Source organism: Agaricicola taiwanensis, assembly GCF_014635245.1.
Classification (GTDB): domain Bacteria; phylum Pseudomonadota; class Alphaproteobacteria; order Rhizobiales; family Methylopilaceae; genus Agaricicola; species Agaricicola taiwanensis.
On the sequence record NZ_BMCP01000002.1, the window covers coordinates 924486 to 948140 of the forward strand.

A 23655-nucleotide genomic window follows, 5' to 3' on the forward strand; every position below is an offset into this window, starting at 1 on the left:
ACATGACATGACTGACGTAAAGGACAACACGACTGCAGAGGGCGGCCACTATCCGCTGTCGGGTGTCGTGGTGATCGATCTCTCGCACATCTACAACGGCCCCTATGCGACCTTCCTGATGGCCATGGCAGGCGCGACCGTGATCAAGATCGAGCCGCACGAGGGCGAACACCTCAGGATCCGTGCCGCGCTCGGGGGCGCTGCCCTGCCCTTCGCCATGCTCAACAGCAACAAGAAGTCGATCGCGCTCAACCTCAAATCGCCACGCGGGCGCGAAGTGCTTCTCGACATGGTGCGCAAGGCAGACGTGCTGGTGGAGAATTTCGCGCCCGGCGTCACCGACCGTCTCGGGATCGGCCCGTCGGTTCTGCAGGAGGCTAATCCGCGCCTGATCTATGCTTCCAGCTCCGGCTACGGCCGCTCTGGCCCTTACCGCGATTATCCCGCCATGGACATCACCGTGCAGGCCATGAGCGGCGTTCTCAGCATCACCGGCTTCCCCGACAGCCCTCCGGTGAAATCGGGGCCTGCGATCTGCGATTTCTTCGCCGGCATCCACCTCTACGGCGGGATCATGACCGCGCTGTTCGAGCGCGAGCGATCTGGCAAGGGCCGCGTCGTGGAGGTGTCCATGCAGGAGTCGGTCTACGCTTCACTGAGCTCCAATCTCGGCATGTACTTCGGCCGTGGCGGCGCGATTCCGCCACGCACCGGCAACCGGCATGGTGGGTTGGCAGAGTCGCCCTACAATGTCTATCCGACCAGCGACGGCCACATCGCAATCATCTGCAACAACAATCGGCATTTCCACGCCCTGACCAAGGCCATGGGGCGCCAGGATCTGAACGATGATCCGCGCTTCCTCGACCTCAAGACCCGAGTGCAGAATATCGATACCGTCGATGAGATCGTCGGCGCCTGGACGGTCGGGTTCAAACGCGATGATCTGACCAAATTGCTCCTGGAACACCGCGTGCCGCACGCTCCGGTGCGGAACCTTCACGAGGTGATCAACGACCCCAATATGCACGCGCGTGGCAGCCTGCAGTGGATCGATCACCCCGAGTTCGGCCGGATCGTGGTGCCGCACAGCCCAATGCGCTTCGATGGTGTCGATCTCGTGCCGCTGAAGCCGAGCAGCGGGCTCGGTGAAGACACCGACGCCATCCTCGACTGGCTTGCCTATCCGGATGAGGAGGTCACGAAGCTGAAGCAGGACCAAGTGGTCTAGCTGCGTCATGCCCGGCGCAAATCGGGCATGACGAAACGAGATATATGGCGGCCGCCGTCGCCATATTCGGGCTTGAAGCCTCTTCTCGGCGACATCCTTGTGCTTCTGACGTTCAGAAGAGATCAAGGGTATCGTAGCGATGCTTCGCGCCCAAGTTGATTGCAGTATTCTGTTCTTTTATTTCTACCACCAGAAGGATTGACAAAATCATTCTCCCCGGTCACCCTCGATATTCGACGAAATTCTATCTCGATAATAAGTTCTCGGCGACTTCCTGAAAGTCGAAACGACAGGACTACTCCCCAAATTGGGGCGGAGGAGGTTTAGATGATTATCGTCAATCAAAAGGATTTCGCATCCGGGTTGTTGTATATCGCACTGGGATCCGTTGTCACTTTTGGGGCAACCAGCTATCCGATCGGCACTGCGGCCAGCATGGGTCCCGGCTTTTTCCCGTTCTGGCTGGGTCTCATCCTGGCGCTGGTTGGCGGCGCGGTCATCTTTCATTCGCTTGGTAGCGGCAGGAGCGATGAAACAGGATTACTGGAGGCTTGGCACGTCCGCTCTCTCCTTATCATAACGATATCTGTTGTTGCATTCGGCGTAGCATTATCGTTTCTTGGTCTGATAGCGGCAATCGTCGTTTTAACATTGATTTCAAGCACAGCCAGCCAGCAATTTACCTTGACGCGGGCAGCCATAAATACGGTTTTGCTTCTTTTTATTACCATCGCAGTGTTCGTCTATGGCCTTGGTTTGCAGATCCAAATCTGGCCGCCATTCATGTTGAACTAAGGGCGACAAGATGGACATATTTAGTAATATCGCGTTGGGTCTGACGACTGCCCTCTCCTTTCAGAACGTCCTCTATGCACTATTCGGATGCCTTCTCGGCACGTTGATTGGCGTGCTTCCGGGACTTGGCCCACTCGCTACCATCTCGATGTTATTGCCATTTACGTTCGGGCTGGAGCCTCTTCCGGCGCTGATCATGCTTGCGGGGATTTATTACGGCGCGGCCTATGGCGGATCGACAACAGCTATTCTGGTAAACCTTCCAGGAGAAACCTCTTCGGTTGTCACCGTTATCGACGGTTATCAAATGACCCGGCAAGGCCGGGGCGGTGTCGCAATCGCGACGGCAGCGATTGGCTCGTTCTTCGCCGGTTGTGTCGGCGTACTTGTTTTGGCTGCTTTTTCTGCGCCATTGACCAAGCTTGCATTTAGTTTCGGGGGCGCGGAATACTTCTCGTTGATGGTTGTCGGGCTGCTCGGAGCGGTTTCTCTCGCGACGGGATCAATGCTGAAGTCGATCGGCATGGTGATCATCGGCTTGATTCTGGCGCTGATCGGCACCGACTTAAATACCGGAGTTCAACGATTTACTTTCGGTCAGCCACATCTCTGGGATGGGCTTGATTTCATAGTTCTCGCTGTCGGCCTGTTCGCTTTCGGCGAGATCATCGCCAGTCTGGAAGCACGAGGAGACCGGGAGGCGCCCATTGGGGCCATAACCAGCCTTATCCCGACCCGTGAGGACTTCCGGCGTATGGCACCTGCCATTCTGCGGGGGACGGGAATTGGGTCACTGGTGGGTGTCCTGCCAGGGGCCGGCCTCTCCATGGCGTCGTTCCTCTCCTACAGCCTTGAGAAGAAAGTCTCCCGACATTCTGCTGAATTTGGAAGCGGCGCGATCGAGGGCGTGGCAGGGCCAGAAGCGGCCAACAACGCCGCGGCTCAAACCGCGTTTGTTCCAACCTTGGCGCTGGGCATTCCCGGCAGTGCAACCATGGCGTTGATGTTGGGCGCCATGGTCATGCATGACATCCAGCCAGGTCCAGGCGTTATGACCAAGAATCCGGATCTGTTCTGGGGCCTGATAGCCTCGATGTGGATCGGCAATCTGATGCTGATCGTTCTCAACCTTCCGCTGGTGGGGATCTGGGTCAAGCTCCTTAAGATCCCCTATCATGCTCTCTTTCCGGCAATCCTGCTGTTTTGCTGCATCGGGGTCTACTCCGTCCAGTTCAGCACTTTCGACATATACCTGGCAGCGGCAGCGGGAGTTGTCGGGTACCTCTTCCGAAAACTGGAGTGCGAACCGGCGCCGTTGATCCTCGGCTTTGTGCTTGGCCCAATGATGGAAGAGAATCTCAGGCGGGCGCTGGTCCTGTCTCGGGGCGATTTCTCGACCTTTGTTACATCTCCAATCTCGGCCGGGCTCTTGTTACTCGCAGCGTTTCTGGTCGCCATCGTTCTCCTCCCCGCCGTCCGCAAGCGTCGTGACGACGTGTTTTCCGAATAGCTTGGTCAATCCCGATCCCTGTGCCGTCCGTCCTGCTGAGGAATGAAATGACCGAAAAGGTAATCTACCAAGCCCTCGCTGAAGCCTTCGTCCGGGAAGGGGTCGATACCCATTTCACCTTGATGGGCACGGGACAGATGCATTGGGCCATCGCGATGTCGAAGATGCCCGGCATGAAAACCGTCCACGCAAGGCACGAGCAGAGCGCCTGCGCCATGGCGATCGGATATCATTTCGCCACCGGCAAAGCCGGTATCGCATCGGTCACATGCGGCCCCGGTTTCACCCAGACCATAACGGCATTGACCTCCGCGGTTCACGCGAAAGTACCTCTCATCATCTTGGCGGCAGATACTCCAGCCGGATCGCGATGGTACCTGCAGGATGTGGATCAAAGCGCCCTCACCAAAGCAACCGGCGCGCATTACATTGCGGGGCAGAGTCCGCAACTCATGCTCGCCTACGTTCAAGAAGCCTTCTATGTGGCCAATTATCAAAGACGCCCGGTGGTGCTCAGCATCCCCTACGATCTGATGAAGTTGCCACTCCCCCAGGGAGCCGAGTTTCCCGCCTCTTCGGCGATCATTCCGAAGCTGCGGCCGACGCCGCCCAATACGGACGATGTCGTAGAGCTGGCAGCCCTCCTGGCGGGAGCGAAGCGCCCCATTGTCATAGCGGGCCGCGGAGCGGTGGCGTCGGGCGCGGGACAGGCGATTGAGGATCTGGCCGATGCGACGGGCGCTCTTCTGGCGACCACTTTGCCGGCGCGTGGCCTTTTCGATCATCATCCGTTTTCGATCGGCATCGCGGGAGGATATTCTCGAGAGATCGCTGTCGAGACGTTTGCAGGGGCCGACTTTGTCTTGGCGGTCGGCGCCAGCCTGACCCATTACACGGTCAATGGCGGGAAACTGTTCCCGCAGGCCACCGTCGCACAGGTTGATCGCGAACCGCTGGGCCTCCAGCAGGGACGACGAGCCGCGGATTTTTACGTCAAAGCGGACGCGAAACTCACGGCCGAGGCGGTATTGCACGAGGTCAAAGGCAGACCGGTCGCCGCCACCATACGAACCCCCGAGCTGGCTGCCCAGATCGTTCAGCGCGCGGATGACAGCACCGAAGTTGATATCGAGAAAGAACTTCTTGATCCTCGTCTGGCGGTCCGAGCGTTGGATGATGTCGTTCCGAGAGATTGGGAAGTTGTCAGCGGGACCGGCCATTGCGCCTATTTCTATGCGCAGATGCGCAACCGCAGTCCGAAGCGCTTTCATGTGCTTCGTGAATTCGGCGCGATCGGCAGCAGTCTGGCTATGGCCATCGGCGTGGCCGCCGCAAAGGGTGATGGCAAGGTCATGCTGATCGATGGGGACGGTGGCGTGCTCATGTATGCCCAGGAGCTGGAAACGATCCGGCGTCAAGGCATCAAGCTTCTTATCTGCGTGCTCAATGATGGTGCTTATGGCGCGGAGATTCACAAGCTCAGAAATGAGGGCGTGGACGACAGCCCCGCCCAGTTTGGCCGGCCGGATTTCAGCGCGATTGCCCGTGGCTTCGGATTGCAAGGATCCACGGTCAAAGACCTGGGCGATCTGCCACGCCTCTTCAACAGCTACAGCGATAGCAAGACGGCGGAGATCTGGGACTTTCACATCAGTGATCGCGTCGTTTCACCAGCACTTCGGAAATACACAGGACACGGATAATCGTCCGTGCCTGTGGCCTAGTTAAACAACAACGGCCAACAACGGCCTTAGGGAGGAAGACATGAGGCGCATCGCTTCGATCATTGCCGCGCTCGCGGTTATGCTTGGATCTCAATCTGTGTATGCTCAAACCTATCCGTCAAAAGCGATAACCATGGTTATCCCCCTGAGCGCGGGCGGATCCAATGATATCCTGGGAAGGTATCTTGCCGATGGCTTAAGCAAAGCATTCGGACAGCCGGTCGTGGTTGAAAATCGGCCTGGAGCCGGATCTGCGCTCGGATCCGCGCATGTCGCGAAGTCGAACCCTGACGGCTATACCATCATGTTCGTCTCCTCGACCTATGCAACGAATGCCGCGACGCAAAGCGGACTGCCCTTCGACGCCGAGAAAGACCTGCGGCCGGTGGCCCTGGCCGCAGCCAGTCAGTTTGTTCTCGTCGCCGGGCCATCTGTCAAAGCGAAAGATTTCAAGGAATTCCTTGAAGAAGCGAAGTCGCGCGAGTTGTTCTATGCGTCGACAGGTGTTGGCAGTTCAACCCAGTTCGCGGCCGAACTGTTCAACGATCGCGCCGGACTTAAGATGACGCCCGTGCACTACAAGGGAGGAACTGAAGCCCTCGTCGACCTGATAGGCGGCAGAGCGAACGTTTATTTCGGTACCGTCACGCAGGTTCTGCCATACATCTCAGCCGGACAGGTAAGGCCGCTTGCTATTACAAGCAAGACCAGAAACGAGGCTTTGCCTGATGTGCCCACGGTCGGTGAAATGGGCATTACCGGGGCGGAAACAAATATCTGGTGGGGCGTTTTTGTCCCATCCAAGACGCCAGAAGACGCTGTCGTGAAGTTGAACGCCGAAATCAACAAATTCCTTTCCACCGATGAATCGAAAGCCTTCCTGGCAAAGCTTGGGGCCGAGTTTATTCCGGGAGGAGCGGACGATTTTCAAACCCGTGTGCATACGGAGTTGAACACTTGGCGCAAGCTTGCCAAAGAGCGCGGGATCACAGCGAAATAGCTCCAATCGGGGGAGCACGACTGGCACCAGACGAAAGATCAGGCTTGCGGTCCCCAAGGACCGCAAGCCTCCAGAGCCACCAAGGAAGTCTGAGCAGCGAGAGATCGTCTGTTCTCCCGTCAGACGTGCTTTAGCCGGCTGACACTGCCTGCAGAGCTGCAGGGCTCAGTAAGTCTCCAGGCTCATGATACCATCTGTTGCGTCGTTCTTGACGATGGTTCGGCCGATCAGGTCACGGAGCGTTTCCGAGGCGCCGCCACCGATCGAGCCGTAACGCGCTCCGCGATAGAGTCGGGACACGAGATATTCGTCGGTGAAGCCTACCCCGCCGTGAAGCTGCAGGGCCTCGCTGGTGACCCGGATCGACATCTCATTGTTGAAGACCTTGGCGACCGCGGCGAAGAAGGGATCGGGAAAGGGATTAGCGGTGGCGCAGGCCCGGTAGAGCAGTCCACGCCCGGCTTCGATGTCCTTCAGCATATCGGCGAGCTTCCAGCGCACGCCCTGATGGTCACCAATCAGCTTTCCGAGCACCTTCCGCTGCTTGACATAGGCCACCGCCTCATCGAAGGCGCCTTCGGCCAGCCCGAGCGAAATGCTGGGGTTGAGGCAGCGCTGAGTGTTGAAGGCCGTGAGCAGTTTCTTGAAGCCGTCCTCCCGGATAACGAGGTTCTCCAGCGGCAGTTCGCAGTCACGGAACTGAATCTCGTGGAGATTTTCGCCTCCCATGGTGTGGAAGGTGCCGGTGACGGCAAAGCCGGGCGTGTCACGTCCCAGGAGGACACAGCCGATGCCCTCGCGCCCCGGCTGACCGTTCACGCGCGTGAAGACCACGAACATCTCGGCTTCAGGGGCACGGCTGATCAAGGTCTTGGTGCCGTTGAGGACGATGCGGTCGCCCTTTATGACGGTGTTCGTCTTATATTCCTTCACGTCGGTGCCGGCATCCGGCTCGGTCATGCAGACCGCCAGCATGCATTCGCCCGACACCACCCTTGGCAGGATGTGATCCTTGATCTCCTTCGGCGCATAGGTCGAGATCACCCGGACCTGAACGCCCGTTTCTCCCATGAGCGCCATGGCGGTGACGTAGTCGACCTTGGCGATTTCCTCCAGGACGAGAGCGGTGTCGAGAACCGACAAGCCGAGACCGCCATATTCCTCCGGCACAGCCATGCCCATAACGCCGATTTCGGCAAGCTTGCGCATGTTCTCCCACGGGAATGTGCCGTCCAGCCACTTGTGAGCGGAATGGCGGAACTCGCCCTGTGCCAATTCCCGGACCGTGCCCACCATGGCCCGCTGGTCGCTGCTGATCGAGAAATCCATCTGCCATTCCTTCCTTGTTCCAGGTGCTGAGCCAGCCTCGGCTTCGCTCCAGTCACCCGCGTGACGTCCCTTATGATCCGCCGCCGATACCACCCGTTGCAAATGAGTTTTATGCTGGAGATCGGAAACAAAATTTTCTAATGGTATTGGGCCATGGTGCTCTGCTTTGAGTGAGCCGTGAAATTTTCCTTGCTCCGATGGTTTAAGGATGCTGGCGTCAACCTCTTGCCTGAGGTGCATTCTTGTCGGTCAACAGCGGCGATAGAAATTCATGATGGTACCCTTCGGCCGCTTGCCGCCTCTCAACGCCCTGCGCGCGTTCGAAGCGGTTGCGCGCCACGGCAGCGTGACCAAGGCGGCGGAGGAGCTTTGCGTCACGCAAAGCGCCGTAAGCCGTCACATTCGAACACTGGAGGAGCGGCTGGGCTTTCCGCTGTTCCAACGCACCGGCCAGGGGCTGGAGATCAGCCCCAGCAGCCAGACCTTTGCTGCGGTCCTCAACGAGACATTCGTGCGCATGGCACAGGCGGCGGACGCGCTGGTGACGACCCAGGCCCATTCCATCCTCACCATTCGGGCCTACACCACCTTCCTCACCCGATGGCTGATCCCTGCCCTGCCCGACTTCCACAGGAAGTTCCCGCACATCGAGGTCAGACTCGTCGCCTCCAGCGAACCCGTCAACTTTGAGCGCGACGCCGCCGATGTCGGCATCCGCTATGGCAGCGGCCGCTGGCGCAACTGGCGCAGCGATCCCCTCTTCTTCGACGACCTCCGGCCCATCGGCTCGCCAGATTATGTGGAGCAATTGCGGGGGCGTTGTCTTGCCGAAGCGCTGCCCCAATGCACGCTCCTCCATCACAACCGCCGCCCGAACGACTGGGCCGACTGGCTGGCGCTTGCCGGCGTCAAGGGAGTCCAGCCCAAGGAAAATCTCTTCTTTGAGGATATCGGCATCGCCTATGAGTGCGCCCGTGCCGGTCTCGGCCTTGCCATGGGGCAGCACGCCTATGTCCTTGACGATCTGAGCCTCGGCCGGCTGATCGAACCTTTCCCGGAAGCGCTGAGGCGTGAGACGGGCTACTTCCTTGTGTGCCCGGAAAGCCGGGCGGAGGTGCAGAAGATCGCGGCCTTCAGGGAATGGGTACTGGGGCGACTGCAATCATAGTGATCTGCCCCGGCACTCTTCGCGAGCGGCTCTGCACTCACGAGCTGCGGCTCACCGACCCGTTAGATCATCACCGCGTGGCCGTGTGAGACCTCGTGATACTGGCGCACCGGGGGGACATAGTCCGGCGCACGCACAGGGCTTCTGATCTCCTCGTCAGAGACCGGCCGCTTCTGCAGACGCCGTGCCGGATCGGCGATCGGCACCGCCGCCAGCAACCGCTTGGTGTAGGGATGCTGCGGGTTTCCGAAAATGGCCTCCCGCGGGCCGATCTCGACGATCTGGCCGAGATACATGACCGCGACCCGGTGGCTGACGCGTTCCACCACCGCCATGTCGTGGGAGATGAAGAGATAGGAGAGCCCCATGCGCGCCTGAAGGTCGAGCATCAGGTTGACCACCTGCGCCTTCACGGAAACATCGAGCGCCGACACCGCCTCGTCGGCCACGATCAGCCGGGGTTCGACCGCCAGGGCCCGGGCGATGCAGATGCGCTGGCGCTGGCCGCCCGAGAACTCATGCGGATAGCGGCTGGCCATGTCGGGGGACAGGCCGACATGCTCCAGCAGCGTGGCGATCTTGTCGCGGGCTTCCGCACGGCTGGCGATGCCGTTGACCAGAAGCGGTTCGGCCACAGCAGTGCCGATGTCCATGCGCGGGTTGAGCGAGGCGAAGGGGTCCTGGAAAATCATCTGCATGCGCTAGCGCTGCTCCTGCAGCTCCTTGCGCCCAAGCTTCGTGACGTCGATGCCGTCGAGCATGACTGAGCCTGCGTCGGGCTCCAAGAGCCGCATCACCGAGCGGCCGGTGGTGGACTTGCCGCAGCCGGACTCGCCCACCAGCGCCAGCGTCTCGCCTGCCTTCAGGCTGAAGGAGACGTTCTCGACCGCATGAACCCGGCCTTTCACGGAACTGAGGATGCCGCTGCGTATATCGAAGCGCGTCGTCAGGCCGGAGACCTCCAGCACCGGGCGCTCGGCGGCGCGCACGGTGTCGGGAACCTCGTGCGGGACATCGCAGGCGCCGGTGGCGCGGTCCACCACCGGAAAGCGCATGGGCCGCCTGTGGCCATCCATGGAGCCCAGCCGCGGCACCGCTGCCAGCAGCGCCTTGGTGTAGGGCTTCTGCGGCGCCAGGAAAATCGCCTCCGTCGGGCCCTGTTCTACCTGCTCGCCGTCGTACATCACCACCGTGCGGTCGGCGACTTCGGCCACCACGCCCATGTCGTGGGTGATGAAGAGGACCGACATGCCCTCCTCGTCCTGCAGCGTCTTGATGAGCTCGAGGATCTGCGCCTGGATTGTCACGTCGAGCGCGGTGGTGGGCTCGTCGGCGATGAGGAGCTTCGGCTTGCAGGCCAGCGCCATGGCAATCATCACGCGCTGCCGCATGCCGCCGGAGAAGCGGTGCGGATGCTCATGCAGACGCGACCGTGCCGCCGGGATGCGGACCTTGTCCAGAAGCCGCAGGGTTTCCGCCTCGGCCGCGGCGCGCGACAGGCCGCGGTGCAGGACCAGGGCCTCGGCGATCTGGAAACCGACCGTCAGCACCGGATTGAGCGAGGTCATGGGCTCCTGGAAGATCATGGCGATCTCATTACCGCGTACCCGCCGCATCTCAGGCTCGGACAGCGTCAGGAGTTCGCGCCCGTTGAGCTGGATGGATCCATCGATCCGGCTCGCACCCGGCGGGTTCAGCCGCATGATGGAGAGAGCCGTCACGCTTTTGCCCGAGCCTGATTCACCCACGACGGCGACGGTTTCCTTCGGCGCGATGTCGAAGGAGATGTCGCGCACCACCGTGCGCCAGCGGCCCTCGGCCTTGAAGGAGGCGGTGAGATTGGAGACGGAGAGGATCGGAGCAGTCATTAGCGCGTCCTCGGGTCGGAAGCATCGCGGAGCGCGTCGCCCAGGAGGTTGAGCGCCAGCACGGTGAGGAGGATGGCGAGGCTTGGGAAGACGGCGAGCCACCAGGCGTCGAGGATGTTTTCGAAGCCCTCACGGATCATACCGCCCCAGGTCGGCGCGGGAGGCGGCACGCCGAGCCCGATGAAGCTCAAGGAGGCCTCGGTGCGGATGGCGGAGGCAAGCCACAGCGAACTCATGACCACCACGTCGGAGAGCATGTTGGGCAGGATGTGGCGCGACATGATGCGGAAGGGTCCGCAGCCATAGGAACGGCTCGCCTCGACGAAATCGCGCTGGCGCAGCGTAATGGTGGGCGCGCGGGCGACACGGGCGAACGGCGCGATCTCGGTCACCGCGATGGCGATGATGAGGTTTTCAAGGCTCGCGCCCAGCATGGCCGCAATCATCAGGCCGAGCAGCAGCGTGGGAAAGGCGAGCAGAACATCAAGCACGCCCATGACGATCTGGTCGAACAACCCGCCGATATAGCCGGAGATGACGCCGATAGTAGTGCCGACAAGCATGGCGATGAGGATGGCCAAGAAGCCGACGAAGAGCGAAATCCGCGCGCCGTAGATCAGTCGCGAGAGGACGTCGCGGCCATAGGAGTCCGTGCCCAGCCAATAGTCGGCCGAGGGCGGCTGCAGCCGGGCGACGATGTCCTGCTCCAACGGATCGCGCGGGGCGAGCCATGGCGCGAAGATCGCCATGAGGATGATGAGGGACAAGAGGACCAGTCCGACCCAGGCGAGCTTGTTCTGTGAGAACGCGAGCCAGAGTCCGCCCGGCCGCATATCCACTGTGGTGACGGCGGCGCTCATGAGTATTTTACCCTTGGATCGACAAGGCCATAAGTCATGTCGGTCAGCGTGTTCACGATGATCACGCAGACGGCGAAGATGATCATCAGGCCCTGCAGCAGCGTGTAGTCGCGGGCGTTCAGAGCGCCGAGGATGAGCTTGCCGAGCCCGGGTCGGTTGAAGATGATCTCGGTCAGCACCGAATTGCCGATCAGCGTGCCGAAGTAGAGGCCGACCACGGTGATGATGGGAATGAGGCTGTTACGCAGCGCGTGGGTCATGACGAGCTGCCGCGGCGCCACGCCCTTGGCCCGCGCGGTGCGGATGTAATCTTCCGTCAGAACGCCGAGCATGGCCGCGCGCGTCACCCGCATGACGTAAGCGGTCATGATGATGCCGAGGTTGAGGGCCGGCAGCGCCAGCGCCTGCATCCGGGCGGCAAAGCCGCCGTTCCCGCCGCTGACCGTGCCGAGCACGGGAAACCAGCCGAGATGGATGGCAAAGACGATCAGCATAAGGATGCCTGAGACGAAGGCGGGAAAGGACAGCCCAACCAGCGAAACCACGCGGGAGACATAGTCGACCCAACCGTTGCGGCTGAGCGCGGCGGCGATGCCCAGCGGCAGGCCGAAGGCGATGCCGATGATGATGGCCGCCACCGTCAGCTCGATGGTGAAGGGCAGGACCAGCAGCACCTCCTGGATGACGCTGCGTCCGCTGCTGAGCGACTGGCCGAAGTCACCGGTCAGCACATCGCCGAGAAAGGAGAAATATTGGATGTGCAGCGGCTGATCGAGGCCGAGCCGCTCCCGCAGGGCGGCCAGCGATTCCGCGCTCGCCTGATCGCCCAGAATGACGGAAGCGGCATCTCCGGGCACCAGCCGTACCAGGACGAAGATCGCCGTCAACATGACGAACAACGTCGGTATGGCCAGCAAGAGACGCCTGACGAAAAAGCCCATCATGCTGCTGCCCTCCCCTGCATGAGGCGTTCGGGCGCAAAGGCCCCGATCGCACGGCTCGTCCGGCCCTCTGTGACAAGGTCGGCGACTATTGCGCCAACCACCGGGACGAGCTGAAATCCATGTCCGGAATAGCCGAACGTGTGAAACAGGCCGGCCGCATTGGGCGAGACACCAATGACCGGCAGATGATCGCGCGTCTGTGCCTCGATGCCGGTCCAGCAGCGGGCGATGCGCGCACCTCGCACGACGGGAAAGAGATCGCTTGCAGCCTTTGCCCCCTTGGCCAGCACACTGAAGTGAACCGAGCTGCGCGCCCGGTCGAGCTGGGCCGAGCCCTGCAGGCCGCCGCCGATCACCAGCGTGCCCTGATCCGACTGCTTGAACGAGAGAGCGCGGCCGACCACGCTAACGACGGGCTTCAGCAGCGGCGCCACCCGTTCGGTAGCGATCATCATGGAGGCCCGCAGGCCAAGCTCGATCTCGTCGCCGAACAACGCGGCGACACGCGCCGCCCAGGCGCCGGCGGCATTGACGACGGCGGATGCCGTGAAGCGGCGGGACCCGCAGGAGAGGTGCCAGTCGCCGTCCCGGCGTTCGGCCGAGGTGACGCCACACCCCTCGGCGATGGTCACCCCCTCGCGTTCGCAGGCGCGGCGGAAGGCGGCGATGGTGCGATGGGGATCGGCCGCGCCGTCCTGCCGTGAGATCAGCGCGCCCAGGCAGTGCGGGCTCAGGGCGGGCACGAGGCGCCGCAGCTCGGCAGCATCGATCATCTCCTCATGGGTATACCCCAGGGCCCGCACCCGTGCCTCGCGCTGCAGCAGCGCCGGCATATGCTCCTCCCGCTCGGCGACGCGCATCTGGCCGTGAGCCTTGAAGCCGCAGTCATCGCCGACGATGGACGCCATCCGGTGCCACATCTCCATGGCCTCCAGCGAGATGGGGATTTCGGCGATGTCCCGGTTCAGCGTGCGCACACCGGCCGCCGTGGCGCCTGAGGCATGACGCCCGGTCCAGTGCCGCTCGATCACCACGGTGCGCGACCCGGCGCGCGCCAGATGCAGCGCCGCCGAGAGGCCGTGGAGGCCGCCGCCGATGACCGCGACATCAAAGCCCTCCCTGTTCATGCGGCTGTCTCCTGTTCATCGAGACTCGCAAGCTCTCCCAGTGTCACCGGCTTGAGCGGCGGCCGGATACGATAGAAGCCGACGTCTTCCACCGACCGGTTCTGCGCGGCGGCCAGGATATGGGCCACGGTGTAGCCGCACTGCCGTCCCTGGCAGGGGCCCATGCCTGCGCGGGTGAAAGCCTTGATCTGATTGGGGCCCGGCTGGCCCTGAACCGCGCGGCTGCGCAACTCGCCCGCCGTGACCTCCTCGCAGCGGCACACCAGCGTCTCATCGGCCGGCGCAAAGACCTGGGGTCGCGGCGCATAGAGCGTATCGAGAAGCGGGCGCAAGGCAAGAGCGCGGGAGAGCGCGGCGCGTTCCTTCCGCGCCGCCGCATCGGCCGCAGCCTCGCCCAGCTTCTGCATCCGTGCGGCAAGGCGCAGCGCGGCGAGGCGCCCGCGCGGTTCACAGGCCTCCATACCGCCGATGCCTGCGCCATCGCCCACGATGAAGACATTGGCCTGGGAGGCCTCGCCCCATTCGTCCAGCACCGGCACATAGCAGTGCTGTCCCTCATGCCAGCGGATATCGCAGCCGAGTGCGAGCGGCGCGTGAATGTTGGGCACGATGCCCTCGTGCACCAGCAGCACCTCAGCCGGAACGCTGTCGCCGCGGCCGTTGGCGGTGCGATAGCTGAGGCGCTGCAGCCGGCCCTCGCCTTCGGCGCGCAGCTCCGTCACCTGCCGGATGATGGGAAAGCCTTGACGCTGCAGCGCCCTCGACCAGCTGAGGCCCTTCACGAGATCGCCCAACCGCCGCAGTCCCCCAGGCAGATGGCGCAGCGCTGCGCCCATGCGGCCGCGGGGCGTTGTGTCGAGGAAGCCAGCAATGCTGCCGCCAGCGGCCAGAAGCTGCGTCATATAGAGGAGCGGCAGCGGCCCGCAGCCGGCGATCCAGACTGGCTTTTCCGGCACCTGATCCGCCGTTTTCAGCAGAATCTGCGCCGCGCCCGCCGTCAGGACGCCCGGAAGCGTCCAGCCTGGAAAGGGCACCGGCCGTTCCTGCGCGCCGGTGGCAAGGATCACCGCCGTCGCGGTGAAGACGCGCGCCTCACCGTCACGCGTGACGAAGGCGCGGAAGCCAGGTTCGATCTGCCAGAGCTGGCTCTGCGGCTCGTAAAGGGCACCGCAGACGCGGAAGGCGGCGGCTCGACTGACGCCTTCGCCGTAGGCATCGCCCAGGCGGGCAAGGCGGGGCGAGGCGGCAACGGCCTCGATCCCCCGCCAAATCTGTCCGCCGGGCGCCACCTGGTCGTCAATAACGCGCACGCTGAGGCCGAGACCCGCGGCACTGACGGCAGCGGCCATGCCGGCAGGACCGGCACCGACGATGAGGACATCGCTGTGACCGCCGTTCATGCTGAAAGCCTCCGTACGCCCATGTGGCGGATGATGGACATGCCCTCGCGCACCGGCGTCAGACAGCCCTGCACCGAGCCCTTGCCGTCGATTTCAACGAGGCATTCGAAGCAGACGCCCATCATGCAATACGGCGCACGCGGGCTCTCGGAGATGGGGGTGGTGCGGCTCCATCCGGCTGGCTGGCGCAGCAACACGGCGGCGACGCTTTCCCCTGCCTCGGCGGCGACGGCTTGGCCGTCGATGTAGACCGTGACGGCAGAGAGCCCCGGGTCATGCAGCTTGTGGAACATCGAAGCGTCTTTCATGGAAGGGTGACAGGCTCTCGGGCAGCGAGCCGGCGGCGATGGCCTCGGCCAGTGTTTCCACATGGAGGGCCGCCAGCGTTACGGCGGAATGGCAGAGGGTGACGAAGGCGCCGGGGTGGCTCTCTGATTGGCTGTAGATCGGGTAACTGTCGGGGGTCATGATGCGCAGACCGGCCCAGTGCCGCACGAGCCGGACATGGGCGAGCGAGGGCACCAGCCGGACAGTCTTGTGGCTCAGCCGCGCGGCGGCTTCGGCCGTGGTCGATGTGTCGAAGCCGATGTAATCCTTGGTGGCGCCGATCATCACCGTCCCCTCCCCGGTCTGCCGCAAGCCGCTGGCCGGCAGCGGAAGGAAGGGGGCAAGCCGTTCAGTGACCAGCACCTGACCGCGCGCGGGGCGCAGCGGCACCTCGAGCCCGATCTGGCGTGCAAGCTCCGGCGAGCCAAGGCCCGCCGCAATGACAATGCGCGGGGCGACCAACGTCTCGCGGCCAAGAAAAAGGCGGAAGTCGGAGCCCACCGGTTCGATATGCTCCACATGGGCGCGATGCCTGATGCGGCCGCCGTGACGCAGAATTCCCGCGTGCAGGGCTGAGAGCAGCCGCAAAGGGTTCGCGTGGCCGTCGCGCCGGCCGAAGCTGGCACCCGCCACGTCGGGGCCGAGCTCAACCTTGGGAAGCAGGCGCTGCAGCGCCTGCCGATCCAGCATCTCCCAATCGGGCTCGCCCTCACCGCGCTGGTTGTGGAGGCGCAGGAGATCCATAGAGCGTTTCTCGAAAGCTTCCTCACCCAGGCAGAAGCTGAGGCCGCCGTTCTGCTCGTAATGCAGCCTTGTGCCGGTTTCCCTCTCGATCTCGTCGCGGAAGCTCCCCCACAAGGAAATGCTCTGGCGCGTGAGCGCCTGATAGGCCGGCATGCCAACGCCTTTGCCCTGCAGCCAGACCAGGCCAAAGTTGGCGCGCGCCGCCCGGAAATCGCCATCGTCGCCATCGAGCAGCAGCACCTTCTGCCGCCGCCGCGCCAGCCCATAGGCAATTGCCGAACCGACCGTTCCTCCGCCAATCACAACAATGTCCGGTTGCATCTGGCCATCCTTTCCGTCTTGACGGTAGGAAGGCTGATGGTATTTCGTCAAAGTCGTAATTTTCTGGATGTTATTCCTCAGGGTTATGCCATGCCACGCCGTCTCAACCTCCGTCAGATCGAAGCCTTCAAGGCCGTCATCGAATATGGGACGGTCAGCCGGGCGGCTGAGATGATGAGTGTCTCACAGCCGGCCATGAGCAAGCTTATCGCCCATCTGGAAGAGGACACGGGGCTGCGCCTGTTCGATCGCGTGAAGGGCCGACTTGCGCCGACCCGGCGCGGCATGCGCCTCTATGAGGAGATCGACCGGATCTTCTCCGGCGTGGAGCAGGTGGAGAACGCCGTCGAGGCGATCCGGCGCGATGAACAGAGCCGTCTGCTCATCGGCGTCATGCCGGCACTCTCGGGCTCTTTCATCCAGCAAGCGACGATGCGCTTTCTTGCCAAGCAACCCGGCGTCTTCTGCTCAGCGAACGTCCGCAGCTCGCAGTGGATCGCTGATGCGCTGGTAACGCGAAACCTCGACGTCGGCCTGATCTCCTCGCCCATCGACAACCCCTATACGGTCGGTGTGCCCCTCATGCCGCATCCGCTCGTCTGCATCATGGCGCTGGACAACCCGCTGGCGACGAAGGATGTGATTGTTCCTCAAGATCTCGACGGCCTGCCCTTCGTATCGTTCAGCCTGGAAGGCTACGTGAGCCGGGTCGCGACCAGAGTGCTGGATGCCCATGGCGTGAAGCCGGACATCGTGATGATCGTGAACGTGGCGCCGACGCTGTGTGAGTTCGTCGCCGCCGGCGTCGGCGTTTCGCTGGTTCACCCGCTGGTGGTGGGAGCGCTGCGAGACCGAGTTGCAATGCGGCCCTTCGAGCCGGCGATCGATCTCGACTTCCAGCTTTGCCACATGAGCGACAGCCGCAACGCCCGGCTTGTCCGGGCGTTCCTGGACAGCGCTCAGGAAGTCTCCACCGAGATCTCGCAGACCATTCTCAGGCCTCGCTGAGCACCAGCGTCGAAAGCGCCGTTATAAGGGGGCCGTGATCGCCGTCTCTGAGGCGAGCGGCGGCATCGATCAACCGTTCCTGCTGCTCGGGCGTTGCCGTGAAGCGCGTCGCCTTCCAGAGCTTTTCCTCTAGATCGCTCCAGGAGGGTGGCGCCGATGCCTCTCCGCGCGGCGCGGTGATGGGCGAGATGAAAACATCCCGCCCCGCGCGAATGGTGACGCGGGACAGCGTTTCGGCGGGAAAACGGGCGTCGAGATCAGGTGCCAGCCGCAGCGAAACCTTGCCCGCCAGCGCGGCGACATCGGGTCGGCCGACTGCGGCCTGAGTCAGCGGCAACAGGGCTTCCGGTCCATCCAGGGCCACCAGCGCCAGGCAGTAGGGGATGGAGAACTGGATATCGGTGAAGCCTCTGGGCTCCGGGCGATTGGCGAGCCTAAGGGCGCCACTGTAGGTTTCGACCTCGATGCCGTCGATGCTCGACGAATCAATGCGATGCGCGGCGATGAGACCGATCACGGCATCGACGGGTGGATGAACGTGGCGGCAGCAGGTGAGGAATTTGATGTAGCTGCGCGTGACGTAACGCTGCCGGCCGAGCCCCTCAACCAGGCCGTCCAGATGGAAGTGCTCGTCGCTGTCGAGAAGCCCGATGGGCCCGTCGTGGCCGGCCTCGGCAAGCAGCAGCGCGTTGACTGCCGTCACGCTCGACCAGGGTATGCCTTCCTTGACGTCGCTGCCCTCCTGCGCCCGGAAGACCGGTCCCGCTCCCGCGTGCAACTGGTTGGGGGCGCTGATGCCGGAAATGGCAAAGGCCTGCGCCAGTCGCTCCTGCGGCGTGCGCCGCAAGAAGCCGAGCGCCGCGACGACGCCATAGCCGGACCACATGCCGGTGTTGGCATAGAACCTCCGTGCGGCGCCGACCGCCACGCCGACTTCGTAGCCCACGGCGATGGCACGCAGCAGATCCTCGGTGGTGGCGCCCGTCTCCTCGGCGGCGGCAACGGCGGCGGGGACAACGGCGGCACCGGGATGACCGCGGGCCATACGGTGCCCATCATCAAGATCGAGCGCGGCCGAGGCCGAGGTGTTGCACCAGACCGCGCCGGCAAGACCAAGCCGCTCGCCTGTGAACCAGACCGGCAGCGCGCCGCCGCACATGGTGACACGGGCTGCCTTTCGCACCGCAAGCGGCCCCGGCGCGTCGATGCCGACCGCCGCGGCGATGGTAAGATCGAAGACGGCCCGGCAGGCCGCCTCCCGCGTCTCATCGTCCAGCGTCGCGTGGCTGATGGAGGCGACATGGCCGGCAAGCTCCCGCAGGATCTCCATGAACGCCGCCTCCCCGGTTCCTTGAAACCCGCCCGTCAGCGCGGCTTCAGCGTGGTCGCCTCGGTAATCGGCGGCGCCAGGTTGATGGCCCCCTTGAGCTCATAGCCGAAGTCCAGCGCATCGCTGCGCGCCCAGACCTGACGCAGTTCGAACAACGGCACCGCGCAGACATCTTCCATGATCTTGCGCTGCGCCTCCTTCCACAGTGCATTCTGCTTTTCGGCGCTGGGGGCGACACGCGCCTCCTCGATCTCCTTGTCGGCCACCGCGCAGTGCGAGAAGTTGGTGGCCGCCGTGGGTGTGTTGACGGTGGCGCGCGAATGGAAGAATTCGCTGAGATAGGTGTCGGCGATGGGGAAGCGTGCCGCGCCATAGAAGACCAGGGCGCTGAGGTCCTTGCGGGTCTGGCTCTGATAGGTGGCATGGTCAACCACCTGCATCTCCATCTTGATGCCGGCCTTTGCAAGCTGCGCCTGGATGATCTCCATGAACGGCAGCTGCGCCGTATTGCTGGAGACGATCGCTTTGATTGATATGCCGTCCTTATGCCCGGCCTCGGCCAGGAGCCCTTTCGCCTTCTCAAGATCGTAACTGTAGGTGACCGAGCAGTCCTCGCCGAGATAGCCGGGCGGCACCACCGAGCATCCCTTGGGCGCAACGTCCGGCCCCGCGTAGCGTACGAGATCGGCGGTGTTGACGGCGGCGGCGATCGCACGGCGCACGCGGACATCATCGAGTGGCGGCACGCTCTGGTTGATGTGCAGGAGCCGATATTCGCCGGGCTGGAAGATCTGGACGTTGAAGCCCTCGCGCTTGCGCGCCGCATCCACCCAGCGCTGCTCGCGCTTGCCATACATCAGATCGAGTTCGCCGGAGGTGAAGGCCAGCTCGCGCGCGCTGTCGGATGGGATCACCCGCTGCATGATGGTGTCGATCTTCGGCTTGCCGCGAAAGTAGTCGGGATGGGCGGCGAGCTTGACGTATTGCTGGGTCACCTGCTCGACGAAGGAGAAGGGGCCGGTGCCGACGGGATTGGAGCCGAACTTGTCGCCCAGCTTCTCCGCCGCCTTGGCACTGACGATATTGCCGCCGTGATAGTTGGAGACGCGGCCGAGGAAATTGACGTCGGCATATTTCAGCGTCACGCGGACCGTGTAGTCGTCGACCTTCTCCACTTTCTCCATCGCCGCGAAATCCGACGAGAAGGTAGAGCGTTTCGGGTCAGCCGAGCGCTGCAGGGAGTAGACCACATCGTCCGCGGTGAGCTCGCCCCAGTCGCCGTGAAACTTGACCCCTTTACGCAGATGGAAGGTCCAGACCTTACCGTCCTCCGAGGTTTCCCAGCGCTCGGCGAGATCCGGCTCCAGATCCTTCGGGCTGGCGCTGCCCGGCTTGAAACGGACGAGGCCGTTGTACATCCAGCCGACGATGGTCTTGTCGTTGGTGGAACTGGCGCGGTGTGCGTCCAGAGTCGAAACGTCACCATTGCCGGCACTCCGCAGCACCACCTCTTCAGCCCAACCCATCACGGGCAGGCAGGTGGACAACATCAAGCCGGCAATTCCAGAAACGAGCCTGTTCATCATGATCCCCTGGTTGATTTTTTGTTGGGGTATCAATGATGTCCAGCAGGTTCCCAGTCGTCCAAGTCAAAATATCACGAGTTCTATTCCTGACGGTTATAGGACCCCGATCTGGGGAGTGAACATCCGTCGGACGCGGAGACAGGGACGGTGGCGTTCCAGGCTAGGTTATGAGCGATTAGCCCTGCGTCTCGATAACCAGCCCGTCATAGGCGGGCACGATGTGCGACGGCAGCGACTGCCGCAGCATTTCGTAGTCGAGATCGCTATGGAGGTTCGTCAGGACCGCGCGCCTTGGCTTCATGCGCTCGATCCAGTCCAAAGCCTCCTTGAGACTGAAATGGCTTGGATGGGGACGGGGGCGCAGGGCGTCGATGATCCAGACGTCCAGGTTTTCCAGGAACGGCAGGCTTGCATCCGGAATGGCATTGACGTCAGGCGTGTAGGCAAGATCCCCGAACCGAAAGCCGAGGGCGTCGGTCGTGCCGTGGTGAAGGTCAAAGGGCGTGATCGGGATGCCGCCGCCCCTGCCGCTGATTTCGGTCGCCTCCCCTGCAACCAGATGTTGCTCGGCCAGGATAGGTGGATAGTTGCTGCCTGCCGGTGTCTCAAAGAGATAGCCGAAGCGTGCTTTCATCACCGCAGCCGTGCGGTCGTCCGTCCAGGTCGGCACCAGGCCGTGCATGTGCAAGGCCACCGGGCGCAGGTCATCGACGCCATGGATATGATCGGCATGATCATGCGTGATGAGCACGGCATCCAGCCAGTCGACATCGCGATCGAGCAGTTGCTCGCGCAAGTCCGGCGAGGTGTCGACCAAAATACGTGTCACGCCGGAAGCGGTCGTTCTTTCGACGAGAATAGAGCAGCGACGGCGACGATTTTTCGGGTTGCCCGGGTCGCAGGCCCCCCAACCGGTGCCGATGCGCGGCACCCCCGCCGAAGAGCCGCAGCCGAGGATGGTGACCTGCAGGCTCACGCAGCTTCACTCGTGGCAAGAGCCGTGCGAGGAACCTTGGAGAACAGGCGGAAGAAGTTGTCGGTGGTACGTTCTGCAACCTCCTCCTCCGACCAACCGCGCACGCCCGCCAAAACCTTCGCTGTCTCAATGACATAGGAGGGTTCGTTCGAGCGCCCCCGATAGGGAACGGGCGCCAGGAATGGCGCATCCGTCTCTACCAGCAGACGGTCTTCCGGCACCTCCGCGGCGATCGCCCGGATCTCGGCGCTGTTCTTGAAGGTGATGATGCCGGAGAAGGAGACATAGAGGCCCAGTGCCACCCCTCGCCTTGCCAATTCCGCGCCTGACGAGAAGCAATGGAGGACTGCAGGGAAAGATCCCCTCGCGCTCTCTTCCTCCAGGATCCGGATCATGTCCTCGTCCGCGGACCGGGCATGGATCACCAGCGGCAGGCCCGTCTCCCGGGCGGCTGCGATATGGGCCCGGAAGCCCTGCGCCTGGGCGTCCCGCGGGCTGTTGTCGTAGTGATAGTCGAGCCCCGCCTCCCCGATCGCCACCACTTTCGGGTGCTGCGCCAAACGGATCAGCTCTTCGGTGGTGATGTCGAGTTCCTCGTGGGCATTGTGGGGGTGTGTGCCCACCGAACCGAAGACGTTGTCATGGGCCTCGATGATCGCCCGGATCCGATCGAACTGCCGCACCCGCGTCGAGATGGTCACCATCAAGCCGACACCGGCCGCCCGCGCGCGTTCGATCACGCCGGGGCGGTCCTCCGACAGTCCCTCGTAATCAAGGTGGCAGTGGCTGTCCACCAACAGGGGCTTCATGCCTTGGCCTCTTCCTGCTCCACATAACGCGGGAACACGGGAGACGGCATCGGCAGCGGTGTGCCCGCCTCCAGCCTGCGGTCTGGCTCAAGAGCGGCAAAGGTGCGGTCGTCCGCGCCGACCGCCAGCGCATCCAGCAAGGCCGCGCCTGAGGCCGGCATCACCGGTTGGATCAGCACCGCGATCCGGCGCACCACCTCAGCCGTCACGTAGAGAACCGTTGCCATGCGTGCCGGATCGGTCTTGCGCAGCGTCCAGGGTTCTTCGGAGGCGAAATAGCGGTTGGCGTCCGCCACCACCCGCCAGATGCTCGCCAGCATGGCGTGCAGCTGAAGCCCCTCCATGGCGGTGCGCGCCTCCGCCAGAAGGCCATCAACGGCCGCGAGGATGGTCTTGTCAGCGTCCGAGAATGCCGCCGGCTCCGGCACCCTGCCCTCGCAGTTCTTGGCGATCATGGAGAGTGAACGCTGCGCAAGGTTGCCGAGGTCGTTGGCAAGATCGGCATTGATGCGGTTGACGATGGCGTCGTGGCTGTAGCTGCCGTCCTGACCGAAGGGCACCTCGCGAAGGAAGAAATAGCGGACCGGATCGACGCCATAGGCCTCCGTCAGCGTGAAGGGATTGATCACATTGCCGACCGACTTCGACATCTTCTCGCCCCTGTTGAACAGGAAGCCATGGGCGAAGACCCGGCGCGGAAGGGCCAGTCCGGCCGACATCAGGAAGGCCGGCCAATAGACCGCATGGAAGCGGATGATGTCCTTGCCGATGATGTGCGCGTCGGCCGGCCAGAACTTCCAGTTGGCGCTTGCCTCCTCAGGATAGCCAACGCCGGTGATGTAGTTGGTCAGGGCATCGACCCAGACGTACATCACATGCTTTTCATCGCCAGGCACCTTCACGCCCCAATCGAAGGTGGTGCGGCTGATGGACAGGTCCTTCAACCCGCTTTTGACGAAGCTGATGATCTCGTTTCTGCGACTGTCTGGGCCGATGAAATCGGGATTGGCTTCGTAATGCGCGAGAAGGCGATCCTGGTAGGCGGACAGCCGGAAGAAATAGCTGCTTTCCTCCACCCATTCGACCGGCGTTCCCTGAGGACCCAGGCGCTGCCCGTCGGCGGAGAGCGTGGTCTCCTCCTCGCCGTAGTAGGCTTCGTCACGAACGGAGTACCAGCCGGCATAGCTGTCGAGGTAGATGTCGCCGGCAGCCCCCATCTTTTCCCAGATCGCCTGGCAGGCTTCGTGATGGGCGGGCTCCGACGTCCGTATGAAACGGTCGAAGGAAATGTTCAGCCGCTCATCCATGGCTTTGAACTGCGCCACATTGCGGTCGGCCAACTCTTTCGGCGTGATCCCTTCCCGGCGTGCTGTCTGCAGCATCTTGATGCCGTGCTCGTCCGCGCCTGTCAGGAAGAACACGTCCCTTCCCTCCAACCGATGGAAGCGCGCGATGGCATCGCTGGCGATCGCCTCATAGGCATGGCCGATGTGCGGTGCGCCGTTGGGATAGGAAATGGCAGTGGTGAGATAGAAGGTCTGACGCTCGGACATGGGCCTATGAATAGACTGAAACCTGAGGAACCGAAATGCCGGCCT

Annotated in this window: 19 protein-coding genes and 1 pseudogene; 7 read left to right on the forward strand and 13 right to left on the reverse strand. The window is 62.9% G+C overall.

Features of this window, described 5'->3' with window-relative positions; genetic code table 11:
• The first annotated feature begins 7 nt into the window (after window positions 1-7).
• The 5 genes from IEV58_RS11750 (at window position 8) to IEV58_RS11770 (ending at window position 6260) form a co-directional block, all read left to right on the forward strand.
• Window positions 8-1231 (forward strand): CaiB/BaiF CoA transferase family protein, encoded by a 1224-nt coding sequence (locus IEV58_RS11750; RefSeq protein ID WP_188409910.1) that lies wholly within the window; start codon window positions 8-10, stop codon window positions 1229-1231.
• Window positions 1232-1558: 327 nt separating this feature from the next.
• Window positions 1559-2026 carry a tripartite tricarboxylate transporter TctB family protein gene (locus IEV58_RS11755; protein ID WP_188409911.1) on the forward strand — a complete coding sequence of 156 codons (468 nt, stop codon included), beginning with the start codon at window positions 1559-1561 and terminating at the stop codon, window positions 2024-2026.
• Between the two features lie 10 nt (window positions 2027-2036).
• On the forward strand, window positions 2037-3536 hold the full coding sequence (locus IEV58_RS11760; protein ID WP_188409912.1) for a tripartite tricarboxylate transporter permease: 1500 nt from the start codon (window positions 2037-2039) through the stop codon (window positions 3534-3536).
• A gap of 47 nt (window positions 3537-3583) precedes the next feature.
• Window positions 3584-5239: a thiamine pyrophosphate-binding protein gene (locus tag IEV58_RS11765; protein ID WP_188409913.1), complete on the forward strand. Its 1656-nt coding sequence runs from the start codon at window positions 3584-3586 to the stop codon at window positions 5237-5239.
• A 61-nt stretch (window positions 5240-5300) separates the two neighbouring features.
• On the forward strand, window positions 5301-6260 hold the full coding sequence (locus tag IEV58_RS11770) for a Bug family tripartite tricarboxylate transporter substrate binding protein (protein WP_188409914.1): 960 nt from the start codon (window positions 5301-5303) through the stop codon (window positions 6258-6260).
• Window positions 6261-6425: 165 nt separating this feature from the next.
• Here IEV58_RS11770 and IEV58_RS11775 read toward each other — a convergent pair whose 3' ends face one another.
• On the reverse strand, window positions 6426-7589 hold the full coding sequence (locus tag IEV58_RS11775; RefSeq protein ID WP_188409915.1) for an acyl-CoA dehydrogenase family protein: 1164 nt from the start codon (window positions 7587-7589) through the stop codon (window positions 6426-6428).
• Between the two features lie 271 nt (window positions 7590-7860).
• Here IEV58_RS11775 and IEV58_RS11780 point away from each other — a divergent pair, with 271 nt between their 5' ends.
• Entirely contained in the window at window positions 7861-8757 is an 897-nt protein-coding gene (locus IEV58_RS11780; protein WP_188409916.1) for a LysR substrate-binding domain-containing protein, read from the forward strand.
• Between the two features lie 62 nt (window positions 8758-8819).
• Here IEV58_RS11780 and IEV58_RS11785 read toward each other — a convergent pair.
• From IEV58_RS11785 to IEV58_RS11815, 7 genes and pseudogenes are all read right to left on the reverse strand, one after another.
• Window positions 8820-10625 (reverse strand): annotated as a pseudogene (locus IEV58_RS11785) (ABC transporter ATP-binding protein).
• Window positions 10625-11485: an ABC transporter permease gene (locus IEV58_RS11790; protein ID WP_188409917.1), complete on the reverse strand. Its 861-nt coding sequence runs from the start codon at window positions 11483-11485 to the stop codon at window positions 10625-10627. The pseudogene IEV58_RS11785 and the gene IEV58_RS11790 overlap by 1 nt, the downstream one beginning before the upstream one ends.
• Window positions 11482-12429 (reverse strand): ABC transporter permease, encoded by a 948-nt coding sequence (locus IEV58_RS11795; protein WP_188409918.1) that lies wholly within the window; start codon window positions 12427-12429, stop codon window positions 11482-11484. The genes IEV58_RS11790 and IEV58_RS11795 overlap by 4 nt, the downstream gene beginning before the upstream one ends.
• The gene (locus IEV58_RS11800; RefSeq protein WP_188409919.1) at window positions 12426-13556 is read right to left on the reverse strand and encodes an NAD(P)/FAD-dependent oxidoreductase; all 1131 of its coding nucleotides are present in this window, start codon (window positions 13554-13556) and stop codon (window positions 12426-12428) included. Before IEV58_RS11800 ends, IEV58_RS11795 begins: the two co-directional genes overlap by 4 nt.
• The gene (locus IEV58_RS11805) at window positions 13553-14956 is read right to left on the reverse strand and encodes an FAD/NAD(P)-dependent oxidoreductase (protein WP_188409920.1); all 1404 of its coding nucleotides are present in this window, start codon (window positions 14954-14956) and stop codon (window positions 13553-13555) included. Before IEV58_RS11805 ends, IEV58_RS11800 begins: the two co-directional genes overlap by 4 nt.
• Window positions 14953-15249 carry a (2Fe-2S)-binding protein gene (locus IEV58_RS11810; RefSeq protein WP_188409921.1) on the reverse strand — a complete coding sequence of 99 codons (297 nt, stop codon included), beginning with the start codon at window positions 15247-15249 and terminating at the stop codon, window positions 14953-14955. Before IEV58_RS11810 ends, IEV58_RS11805 begins: the two co-directional genes overlap by 4 nt.
• Window positions 15230-16348: an NAD(P)/FAD-dependent oxidoreductase gene (locus IEV58_RS11815; RefSeq protein WP_188409922.1), complete on the reverse strand. Its 1119-nt coding sequence runs from the start codon at window positions 16346-16348 to the stop codon at window positions 15230-15232. Before IEV58_RS11815 ends, IEV58_RS11810 begins: the two co-directional genes overlap by 20 nt.
• Before the next feature lie 90 nt (window positions 16349-16438).
• Between IEV58_RS11815 and IEV58_RS11820 the strand changes: the two genes are divergently transcribed.
• Complete coding sequence (locus IEV58_RS11820) at window positions 16439-17356, forward strand: LysR substrate-binding domain-containing protein (RefSeq protein ID WP_188409923.1); 918 nt, start codon at window positions 16439-16441, stop codon at window positions 17354-17356.
• Here IEV58_RS11820 and IEV58_RS11825 read toward each other — a convergent pair.
• The 5 genes from IEV58_RS11825 to metG all read right to left on the reverse strand — a co-directional run bounded on the left by IEV58_RS11825 (window position 17343) and on the right by metG (window position 23610).
• Window positions 17343-18686: an MmgE/PrpD family protein gene (locus IEV58_RS11825; protein WP_188409924.1), complete on the reverse strand. Its 1344-nt coding sequence runs from the start codon at window positions 18684-18686 to the stop codon at window positions 17343-17345. The two genes, IEV58_RS11820 and IEV58_RS11825, sit on opposite strands and share 14 nt — an antisense overlap.
• Before the next feature lie 35 nt (window positions 18687-18721).
• On the reverse strand, window positions 18722-20272 hold the full coding sequence (locus IEV58_RS11830; protein ID WP_229729380.1) for an ABC transporter substrate-binding protein: 1551 nt from the start codon (window positions 20270-20272) through the stop codon (window positions 18722-18724).
• A gap of 175 nt (window positions 20273-20447) precedes the next feature.
• Window positions 20448-21248, reverse strand: a complete 801-nt coding sequence (locus IEV58_RS11835; protein WP_188409925.1) for an MBL fold metallo-hydrolase — start codon at window positions 21246-21248, stop codon at window positions 20448-20450.
• Window positions 21245-22057 (reverse strand): TatD family hydrolase, encoded by an 813-nt coding sequence (locus tag IEV58_RS11840; RefSeq protein WP_229729381.1) that lies wholly within the window; start codon window positions 22055-22057, stop codon window positions 21245-21247. The genes IEV58_RS11835 and IEV58_RS11840 overlap by 4 nt, the downstream gene beginning before the upstream one ends.
• Complete coding sequence (gene metG / locus IEV58_RS11845) at window positions 22054-23610, reverse strand: methionine--tRNA ligase (RefSeq protein ID WP_188409926.1); 1557 nt, start codon at window positions 23608-23610, stop codon at window positions 22054-22056. The genes IEV58_RS11840 and metG overlap by 4 nt, the downstream gene beginning before the upstream one ends.
• Window positions 23611-23655: the final 45 nt, after the last annotated feature.